We start from the raw sequence: 10144 nt of genomic DNA, 5'->3' as shown, positions 1-10144 counted from the left end.
TAATCACTCATACTATCTATTTTAACCGTTAGATTTTCAAAGTCAAGTAAAAAAGAAAGATTATTTTAATAATATAGGATTTTTCTTTTTTATGTCCAACATTATATTATCGGCCAGATTTTAAAATTTCAGCAAGAAGACAAACTCCTTCAATCATTGCCTCGTGCTCATGGGGTGCGATTCGCTCATAAAGGGAATCAGGAGTATCATCAGGTAAAACAGGAACTTTTTTTTGAACAAGGATTTTGCCCGTGTCACAGCCAGAATCAACCAAATGAACCGTACAACCGCTCTCTTTTTCGCCAGCGGCAAGCACGGCTTCATGAACATTGTGCCCCCACATTCCGACACCGCCAAACTTTGGCAAAAGTGCTGGATGCAAATTTATGATTCTTCCGGAATATTCTTCGATAATATTGCCACCCAAAACCGACAGATAGCCGGCAAGAACAATGGCTTCGATTTTATTCATGTGACATAAGTCCAAAATCGCATCACTGATGGCAATTCTTTTTTCGTCACGGCTCGCACTCTCCGCTTTTTCTTTTCCGAGAACAGAGAAAGGACTTCGAATTTCAGCAGGAATTCCCGCCTTTTTTGCACGCTCAAGCGCATAAGCATTCTTTGTGTTTGAAACGACAAGCGCAATATTATAAGGACAATCAGAATGTTCTTTTTCGTAATCAATCAGGGCCTGCAAATTCGTGCCGCCGCCACTCACTAAAACAGCAATTTTCATTCTCCTATTATACCCCATTTATCAAATTTATAAAATACTTCGCAACTTTGTCAGAAGGACGGCCTTCGGAAAGCTTTTTAAAGACGGCCAGAGCTTTTTCCTTTTCACCATGTTCGTATAAATCAATAGCCTGGTTCCAATATTTTGCATAATTCCAGAGCCTTTCATCATCATCCTTCATATCACCAAGAATCTCAAAAGAATCGCCCAATCTCCTCGTAATATAATCATATTTTATAAAATCAAAGGCAGCTTCATTCAGAAGAACTCCGGAATTTCCCGTTTTTTTATAAGTATCCCGAATTTTTCCAGCTTTTTCCCATGAATCATCTATAATTTTAAAAAGCAACTTTCCCATCCCGCCAGAACAAGCCGTAACAAGGAAACCTGAATACAAGCCGGACTGACTTGCAATCATCTTTTTGTTATGCTCCAAAATAAAAAAAGCCGTGTACAAGTCGTCACTCATGCCATCAATTTTTGGAGAAAGCGGATATGTCCTTATCTCTTCGTTTATTCGTTCATCACATTTCTTAAGAGCAAGGGCCGCACTAACAGCATGGGAACAATGCTCTTCATCAGAAATAGGCGGGCCAAAGAAGGCGACTATTTTATCATCACGATAAGACTCAATCACTCCACCTAAAGCAATAATTTCCGCAAACACAAAGTCAAAATAATGATTCATAAGGGAAAGCAGCTGATTATCATTCAAAAGCGTACGGATTTCAGAGAAAGAGCGGATTGAGGTCGCAAGCACAGTCGCTTCATTTTTTTGGCTTTCCGAAAAAATCGAGGACGGAGCAGACATTATTTTCTTTACATTTTTTTTGGCAATTAAACCTGAAAAAAGGCTTGTCAAATTCCTTCGAGTGTGCGAATTCTCAGTAAAAATAAAAATCGAAAATATTATCGAAAGAATCAGAATGGAGCTTAAAGGAGCGAAGAAAGCAAGAAAAACACGGAGACAAACGGCAGAAAATAAAAGTGCGGACAAAAGAAGAACAAAGACAAAGAAGGAAAGGAGCAGAATAGAACTTCTTCTTTTTATCCGGTAGGCAATGAGAAGAAAGAGAAAACAAGCCGGCAAGGAAATTAAAAGTGAAAAAAACGAAGGAAGTTCCGAGACAAAATCTTCAGAAAAAATCATATTGGCAAGAATCACTGGCTCCAATGAGACAGGAAATCGCTCGTCAAAAGGAGAAGGTTCAAAATCAGCAAATGAATCGGCAGTAATCGCAAGCACGCAAAAAGCGCCATCCAATACTTTTGAAAGATTTTCGCGGGTATCGGAAAGTTCTGAAAATAATTTCCGGCAGGTCGTGAAGGAATTCTTGATAATAGCCCGCTTACCTTCATCACCTGTAGCCTCACTTAATATTTGCTCTTGATTTCCGTTCAAATAGGCATTCATAAGATGGAAAAATTTTTCTTTTAGTTTTTTTTGCTGATTATAGTCGCGGACAAAATCTTTTTCGACAGCAAGAGAGGATTCATACACAGACAGGGGACTTTCAGAATTCAACTCACCAAACAAACCTCTTTCTGCCATTATTTTTAAATAAGAATAAAACCTGTCCTCAAGACGAGAATAGCCAAGGATTTCAGAAAAAGAGACCGTCTTAAAATCCTGCCATGAAGTGGGAGGAAATTTTAAAATCACCGAACCGTCACCCGAACGGGGAATAGATATCGAATCAGGCGAAAGGCCGTTCGGAAAAGAAGGATTTTTTAAGACTATCTCAGAGGAGCTGACACCAAGACATGAAACACCAAGACTTTCAAAAATATCTGAAAAAATCATATCGGCATAATACAATCCATCTTTTTTAACAAGCAGTTGTCTTTTTTTTAAGGGAAAATCGTTTTCCAACGGAATATTTCCCGCTAAAAAAACATCTGACACAGAATTTTCGGGATATCCGAGAGGAAGCAAATCGTATGAAAGCTCTGGTGTCGTTCGGTCAAGAGGAGAATGATTTTTACCAGAAAAGACAATTTTTATATTAAAAAAAGACTTTTCGTTTTGAGGCTTAATTTCTTTTTTTTCAACAAGCGAATCAATTTTTACAAATCGACTTTTAAAACCTGAATCATAAGAAAAAGCAACTGCCCCCAATTCCCGAACACGAGAATTGCATTTTTCAACAGAAGCCGCTGGCAAAAAAGGCGATTTATTTTCCTTTACAGATGATTCATCGACAGAAACAAGGACAAGAGGAACAGGAGAAGGTTTTTCCGCCATGTATTTTTGCAAAAAAGAAAACAAATGCTTGTCGGCGGAAGTAAAAAGAAACAGAGAAGAAACTCCGACAGCCAAAATAAGAGAAAGTATAGAAAAAACTTTTTTCATGCTTTGATTGTCGGAAGTTTTTGAGGCTTATATAAGCCGTGTAGCTTCGTGGCTGCCTTTAAGGTCTTCACCCAAGTCTTTTTCGGATTTTTCGACATAGCCGATTTTGTAGGCTTTGAGAGGAGAAGCCCCGGCTTTTTCGTAAGGCTCGGTCTGGAAAGAAGCTGCCTTTTCGTTGAAGCGGGCAATGATTGCGTCTGCAGCGCTTGCCTTTACAGCGAGAATGAAGCCGATTCCCATGTTAAATGTGCCCCAAACACCCTCTGCATCAGCACCGCGCCTGATAAGCTCTTCAAAAATTGCAGGTTTTGGCCATGAATCTTTTTTGATTACAGAAACAAGATTTTTGCCCTTTGCGTACATGCGCGGAACATTTTCATAGAAACCGCCGCCTGTGATGTGAACCATGCCGTGAACGCTCTCGCCGAATGCAGAGAGGACATCCATTACAGGACGGACATAAATGCGGGTTGGAGTGAGGAGAACTTCGCCGATTGTCTTGCCAGCGAAAGGTTCGCTGAAGTCTTTGACAAGTTTGCGGACGAGAGAATAGCCGTTTGAGTGGCAGCCAGTTGAAGAAAGACCGACAAGGACATCACCCGCCTCAATCTTCTGACCTGTAATCATGTTTTCTTTTTCGCCGACGCCTACACCAAAACCAGCTAAATCATATTTGCCTTCATCGTAAAAACCAGGCATTTCAGCTGTTTCACCACCGAGGAGGGCGCAACCTGTGTCAACACAACCATCGGCAACGCCTTTGACAAGCTCGCCAGCAACTTTTGCGTCAAGTTTGCCGCATGCGACATAGTCAAGGAAGAAAGATGTCTGAACGCCTGAACAGAGGATGTCATTTACGCTCATGGCAACACAGTCGATGCCAACCGTGTCGTATTTGCCCATTTGGAAAGCGATGTCGAGTTTTGTTCCGACACCGTCAGTGCCTGAGACCATGACAGGATTTTTTAAGCCTTTGGGAATTTCAAACATTCCGTTGAAACTTCCCAAATCGCTGAGCAAGCCCGGAATGCGAGTGCGTTTTGCATGAACTTTGTATTCGTTGACGGCATTGTAACCTTCTTCAACATCAACGCCAGAATCTTTGTAATTGACAGTTGCCATTTTATTCTCCAAAAGGAATTTTAATATGTGTTGATTATAGTGAATATATAAAAATTTATCCACCGATAACAAGTGAATTACAGAGCATTACAACTCTACATCAAGGCCAGATGCCTTTGCGTCGTCGGCCAGCTTTTTGCGGAAGGCTTGGAGTTTTTCTTTGATCTCAGGATATTTGATTGAGAGAATCTGAAGGGCCAGGTATGCCGCGTTTTTTGAAGAGTTGATTCCGACAGTAGCCACCGGAATCTGAGGTGGCATCTGTACAATAGAAAGAAGTGCATCCATGCCGCCCAAGCCGTTTGATTTTCCTGGATTTACGCACTCCAGGGGAACGCCGATTACAGGAAGAGTCGTATCCCCCGCAATCACGCCGGGAAGAGCCGCCGCCAAGCCAGCTCCCGCGATAATCACCTCACAGCCGTCCTGCTCCACCTGTTTGACAGTCTCATGCAGGAGAGCGCCGGCACGGTGAGCCGAAAGAATGTATGCCTTATAATCAACGCCGAATTCTTTAAGAACATCGGCTGCCTTTTTCATTGTCTCAGTGTCTGATTTTGAACCGAAAAAAATTGCGACTTTCATATTTACCTCGTGGGAAAGAATAGCACATTTTTCTTTGCTTTTTCAAGATTTCAGACTTATACTTTAATTATGCCGATGATTTCTAACCAGATGAATGTTTTTTGTGAGATTCACTTTATTTTCCGTGAGAATTCAATTCTTTTGCAGGGGGATTCCTTGCCCGATGAGAGCGTTGTACGCAAATGCCTTGAGATGAACGTCGCAGAGGACTGGTTTGCCGAAATGGAGTACGGCTACTCCGCAATGCTTCTCGAAAAAGACACGCCGAATCCAGCCGGATGCACAGACATTCCCCTTCGTGAATTTTTCCACAAAATGAGAAGAATTGAACGGATTGACGATTATGTAAGCTTCACTGACGAAACAAAAAAAATCTCCGGGGCAGAATTGGCGGGGCTGGCAGCCAGAGCCCGCGGTTTACTCAATTTCAAGAACGACAAGAGATTCTGCGCGAAATGTGGCGCTCCACTCAAAGACGATGAATATTTCACAGCCCGCACCTGCATTCACTGCGGAAAGCAATATTTCCCGCAACTGGAACCTGCAATCATCACTCTGGTGAGCAAAGGGGACGAAATTCTACTTGCCCAGCACAAAAATCGGGGCGACGGCATGTATTCCTGCATCGCGGGCTTTGTTGAAATGGGCGAAACAATTGAAAATGCCGTAAAGCGTGAAGTCCTTGAAGAAACAGGCCTTAAAGTCAAAAATATCCGCTATGTGGGAAGTCAAGCATGGCCTTTTCCAGACCAGCTCATGCTGGCTTTTCGTGCCGAATACGAAAGCGGCGAAATCACGATTCAAGAAGACGAGTTAAAAGACGCCCAGTGGTTTAAAAGAGAAAAGCTGCCCAAAGTACCAGGACCGGGCAGCGTAGCTCACAATTTAATTAACGGTGAATTTGATTGATTAGAAATGATACTCCCAGTAAACAGGGACTGCAACTGCCCAGTTTCCATCGAATGTATCAATATCAAATTCTGCACCAACAGTGTTGCGTTCGTTAATGTCAAAGTCAAGTGCGAATGCAGCAGCATAAACATTTGCGGCTTTTTCATCTTTTCCAATAAGAGCAGCAAAGTCAGCATTTTTCTTCAAGTCAATCATGACCTTACCAGTCAAAGAAGCCGTGAGTTTCTCAGCGAGCTTAAATGAAACAGATGCTGCCGAGTAGAAATCCCAAAGATAAAAAACTTCATCGTCATCATCAAAACCAAAATTCTCGCCAAAATTGTACAATGCCTCAGCCTTAAAGCTAAAAGCGTCAGTTTCATAAGTCAGGAAACCGTTGACAAGTTTTTTATAAGAGATTCCGCCATAGAAGGTAAGATCATCAAATGCAGCCACTCCACCTTCACTCTCTGCTGTTGCAAAACCACCGCCAATAGTAAGATTCTCGGAAGCACCAAGCAATGTAGGCAAAGCCAAATAGACGCCAATCTGTCTCTCGTCATCATCGGCAACATCCTGAATTGAAACACCTAAGTTGAAATAGTCATGATTGTAAATCGCACCAAGACGGAAATCAAATTTTTCCTGCTCCGGATCGGGATCTCCTGTCTCAGCATTCGTATGGTCTTTGCTTCCGTTAAACCAGTTAATTTTGCCTGTAGATGTGTCGCCGTCAAAGTCAAAAGGAGCAGAGAAAGAAAGTCGAAGAGCATCTTTAAGAACCGTCGGCCGGAATGTTACAGTGAAACCAGAGCTTCCAATATCACCTGTAGCAATATTATCATCATAAATAGGAAGATAAGAACCATCTGCATAAATACTCGTATGCATTCCGAAAGTAACTGGATGAATTGGTCGGAATTCAATGTACCAATCATCAACTTCACCCTGAACACCAAAATGCTGCTCATCATAATCATCAACAGTTACTATTGCGGCAACCATTGCATCAACCTGCTCAGAGGTAAGCTCCACACTCATCTTCTCTTTAATGCCAGGAAAATCTTTTTCTGTTTTTGATTCTCCCTCATCATCATACTTTTTGTCAGTATGCTCAAGAACATAGTCCTCCTCATAAATTTTATTAGAGAAAGAAATTTCCGTTCCCTCTGCAAATGCAAGAGAGAATGTACTTGCAAATGCGACCAAAATTGAAATAATCTTTTTCATAAAGACCACCTTTTTAAAATATAAGTTAGCTAACACTAACTACTCTCTAAGTGAAAACAATTTATGCATTTTTTTAACCTTTGTCAACTGTTTTTTGTAACTTTTTGCCCTTTTTCGCATTTCATGCCGTTTTTGTGATTTTTCCGAAAATCGTTCCATTTTTCTCTAATATTCTATATAATCTTCTCATGTCTAAAATCTATTTTACCCGCCACGGCGAGACTTTCACCAACACAAAAAAGCTGGTCTGCGGAGCGCGGGAAGTTGCCCTCACCGAAAACGGCCACGAGCAGGCAATCAAGCTTGGAAATGAAATCAAAGCAAAAATCGAAAGGGGCGAAGTAAAAATCGATAAAATCTTCTATTCTCCTCTCTCCAGGGCAAAAAACACAGCCCTTCACATTTCAGAGATTACGGGAATTCCGGCGGAGGAAGAGCCTCTTTTAATCGAGAGGAATTTCGGCATTTACGAGGACACGAACCGGGAAACTCCTGAATTCCGCGCCTCCCTCACGACATTCGCCATGTCTTACGGCCGGGATTTGGGCGGCGAGTCTTACATGAAAACAGCCCAGAGAATCTACAATCTGCTGGACAAGCTCACGGAAGAAACCAAACGCACGGGAAAGACATTTCTCCTGGTGGCCCACAACGGACTTTCCCGCGTGGTGAATTCCTATTTCTGCGACATGACCAACGAAGAATTCGGCGCCTTCGGAATCACGAACTGCCAATTGCTGGAATATGAGTTTTAGAATAAAATAACAAGAAAAGGAGTTAAAAATGAAAGGATTTGAAATCGGGCAGGAAGTTGAGACTACGGTCGTTCAGATTTCCTCTGACACGGTTTTTATTGATTTGGGATTGAAGAGCGAGGGTTTTGTCGATAAGGCAGAATTCATCGACGCTGACGGAAACTGCACCGTAAAAGAAGGAGACAAAATCAAAGTCTACTTTGTCTCATCAAACCGGGATGAGCTGCACTTCACCACCCGCTTGAAGGGCGAAAATGCCGACACGAACGTTCTTGAAAGCGCATTCAACTCAGGCCTTCCGGTTGAAGGTCATGTCGAAAAAGAAATCAAGGGCGGATTTGAGGTCAAAATCGGCACGGCCAGAGCATTCTGTCCATACAGCCAGATGGGCTACAAAAACCGCCTTGAACCGGCCGAGTATGTGGGCCGCAGCATGACTTTCATCATCACGGAATTCAAGAACGAGGGAAAGAACATCATCGTCTCTAACCGCAAGGTGGAGGAAGAAGCCGAGGTTTCAAAAGTCAACTCTCTTTCAGAAAAACTCACGGTGGGCTCGGTGGTCAAGGGAAAGGTCAAGTCAATCCAGAGCTACGGTGCCTTCATCGATTTGAACGGATTCCAGGCCCTGCTCCCAATTTCAGAAATTTCTCATGCTCGAATAAATGATGTTTCTGATGTTTTGAGCGAAGGTCAGGAAATTGAAGCCAAAATCATCAAGGCTGAATGGAACACAGCCAAGCCTGACCGCTCAAAAGTCTCTTTAAGCATGAAAGAGCTTGAAAAAGACCCCTGGGACGAAGTTTCTTCTATAAATGTCGGCGACAAATTCACGGGAAAAATCCAGCGAATCGCGGCTTTCGGCTTGTTCGTAAACTTGAAGCCGGGAATTGACGGTCTCGTGCATGTAAGCCTTCTCCGCGACGTGAACGACAAGACCAACCTGAGCAAGAAATTCAAGGTCGGCGACGCAATGGAAGTGGTCGTTCAGAAAATCGACGCCCAAGAAAAGCGAATCAGCCTTGCCCCTGCAGGTGAAAGCGACGAAGAGGAAGACGATGCCGCAGACTACCTGAAAAAGCAGGACTCTTCCGACGACGGCGACACATACAATCCTTTCGCAGCGCTTTTGAAGAAATAAATCAACTAGATAGAGCAAAAAAAACGGCTCCCAGTCGTGATAACGGCTTATCGAAACTGCAGGCTAGCCTGCTACACGCGTTTTGTGCCTGTAACTATATACGTTTGCCGCTTACGCGGCAGCACAAAACGCGTGTTTTCGTATGTGCATCTGCGTTAATCCGCGTCTAATTACACTTTAAACTCATCCAGCCCGCCCAAGTCCAGGGTGCTGAAAAGGTCGTCGATTGTTTCCCGGCGGCGGATTTCTTTTACAGAGCCGTCTTCCCGGAGCAAAAGCTCGCCGCAGCGCAATTTTCCGTTGTAGTTAAAGCCCATTGCCCGGCCGTGAGCGCCTGCGTCATGGATAATCACCAGGTCGCCCATGTCGATTTTTGGCAGTTCCCGCTGGACGGCGAATTTATCGCAGTTTTCGCACAAACTTCCCACCACATCGTAAACATGGTCTTTTGGAGCGTTTTCTTTGCCTGAGACGGTGACTTCGTGGTAGGCGCCGTACATGCCCGGTCGCATCAAGTCTGCCATGCAGGAATCAAGGCCAATGTACTCCCGGTAAATGTGCTTTTCGTGAATCGCCTTTGCAACGAGCCAGCCGTAAGGGCCTGTAATCGGGCGGCCACATTCCCAGTAAATTTCAAGGGGATCAAGGCCTGCGGGAACTACAACGCGGTCATACTCAGCGCGGATTCCACGGGCAACCTCATCGTAATCCACAGGCTTCTGGTCAGGCTTGTAAGGAATTCCAAGTCCGCCGCCCAAGTCCACGAATTCGATTCGCACGCCAAGTTTTTCCTTTACTTCCGCCGCAAGCTCAAAGACAAGTTTTGCCGTATCAACAAAGAAGTTTGGATTCAGCTCGTTTGAGGCTACCATTGTGTGAAGGCCGAAGTGCTTTACCCCCTCTTCCTTGCAGATTTTGTAGGCTTCGAACATCTGTTCCCTGGTAAGGCCGTATTTCGCTTCCTCAGGCTTTCCGATGATGGAATTGCATCCGTGCTTCAGAGGCCCCGGATTGTAGCGGAAGCAGATTGTGTCAGGCAACTTTCCGCCCAAGGCTTCTTTTAAGAAAGGAATGTGGGTGATGTCGTCAAGGTTGATGATGTTTCCGTTAGCAAAGGCGTATTTATACTCGCTGGCAGGAGTTTCGTTTGAAGTGAACATGACATGCTTGGCCTTAATTCCGCTCATTGAAGAAAGCATGAGCTCTGGAAGGCTTGAGCAGTCCGCGCCGCAGCCCTCGCTTGCAAGAACCTTCAATATATATGGGTTGGGGCAGGCCTTTACGGCATAATACTCGCGGAAAGCCGGGAAAATAGAAAAAGCCTTGGT

Annotated in this window: 9 protein-coding genes; 3 read left to right on the top strand and 6 right to left on the bottom strand. The window is 43.8% G+C overall.

The features are described from left to right. Positions 1-106: 106 nt before the first annotated feature. The 4 genes from purN to purE all read right to left on the bottom strand — a co-directional run bounded on the left by purN (position 107) and on the right by purE (position 4799). Positions 107-739 (bottom strand): phosphoribosylglycinamide formyltransferase, encoded by a 633-nt coding sequence (gene purN, locus B2089_RS11265; RefSeq protein WP_296320258.1) that lies wholly within the window; start codon positions 737-739, stop codon positions 107-109. Between the two features lie 7 nt (positions 740-746). Then, positions 747-3092 carry an adenylate/guanylate cyclase domain-containing protein gene (locus tag B2089_RS11260; RefSeq protein WP_296320261.1) on the bottom strand — a complete coding sequence of 782 codons (2346 nt, stop codon included), beginning with the start codon at positions 3090-3092 and terminating at the stop codon, positions 747-749. Between the two features lie 27 nt (positions 3093-3119). Next, positions 3120-4214 (bottom strand): phosphoribosylformylglycinamidine cyclo-ligase, encoded by a 1095-nt coding sequence (gene purM, locus B2089_RS11255; RefSeq protein ID WP_296320264.1) that lies wholly within the window; start codon positions 4212-4214, stop codon positions 3120-3122. An 87-nt stretch (positions 4215-4301) separates the two neighbouring features. Beyond that, complete coding sequence (gene purE / locus B2089_RS11250; RefSeq protein ID WP_296320267.1) at positions 4302-4799, bottom strand: 5-(carboxyamino)imidazole ribonucleotide mutase; 498 nt, start codon at positions 4797-4799, stop codon at positions 4302-4304. Between the two features lie 69 nt (positions 4800-4868). Between purE and nudC the strand changes: the two genes are divergently transcribed. After that, positions 4869-5708: an NAD(+) diphosphatase gene (gene nudC / locus B2089_RS11245; protein WP_296320270.1), complete on the top strand. Its 840-nt coding sequence runs from the start codon at positions 4869-4871 to the stop codon at positions 5706-5708. Here the strand turns inward: nudC and B2089_RS11240 are convergent, their stop codons facing one another. Further along, positions 5709-6920 (bottom strand): hypothetical protein, encoded by a 1212-nt coding sequence (locus B2089_RS11240; protein WP_296320272.1) that lies wholly within the window; start codon positions 6918-6920, stop codon positions 5709-5711. A 188-nt stretch (positions 6921-7108) separates the two neighbouring features. Here B2089_RS11240 and B2089_RS11235 point away from each other — a divergent pair, with 188 nt between their 5' ends. Both B2089_RS11235 and B2089_RS11230 read left to right on the top strand, forming a co-directional pair. Next, positions 7109-7675 (top strand): histidine phosphatase family protein, encoded by a 567-nt coding sequence (locus B2089_RS11235; RefSeq protein ID WP_296320275.1) that lies wholly within the window; start codon positions 7109-7111, stop codon positions 7673-7675. A gap of 28 nt (positions 7676-7703) precedes the next feature. After that, positions 7704-8816 carry a 30S ribosomal protein S1 gene (locus tag B2089_RS11230; RefSeq protein WP_296320278.1) on the top strand — a complete coding sequence of 371 codons (1113 nt, stop codon included), beginning with the start codon at positions 7704-7706 and terminating at the stop codon, positions 8814-8816. A 170-nt stretch (positions 8817-8986) separates the two neighbouring features. Here the strand turns inward: B2089_RS11230 and B2089_RS11225 are convergent. Then, positions 8987-10144 (bottom strand): diaminopimelate decarboxylase (locus tag B2089_RS11225; RefSeq protein ID WP_296687338.1); only part of this gene is annotated, 1158 nt, incomplete at its 5' end.

The organism is Treponema sp. UBA3813 (assembly GCA_002368605.1).
GTDB lineage: Bacteria > Spirochaetota > Spirochaetia > Treponematales > Treponemataceae > Treponema_D.
The sequence above is the reverse complement of the archived record's forward strand: the minus strand, read 5'-3'. Positions and strand labels throughout refer to the sequence as shown.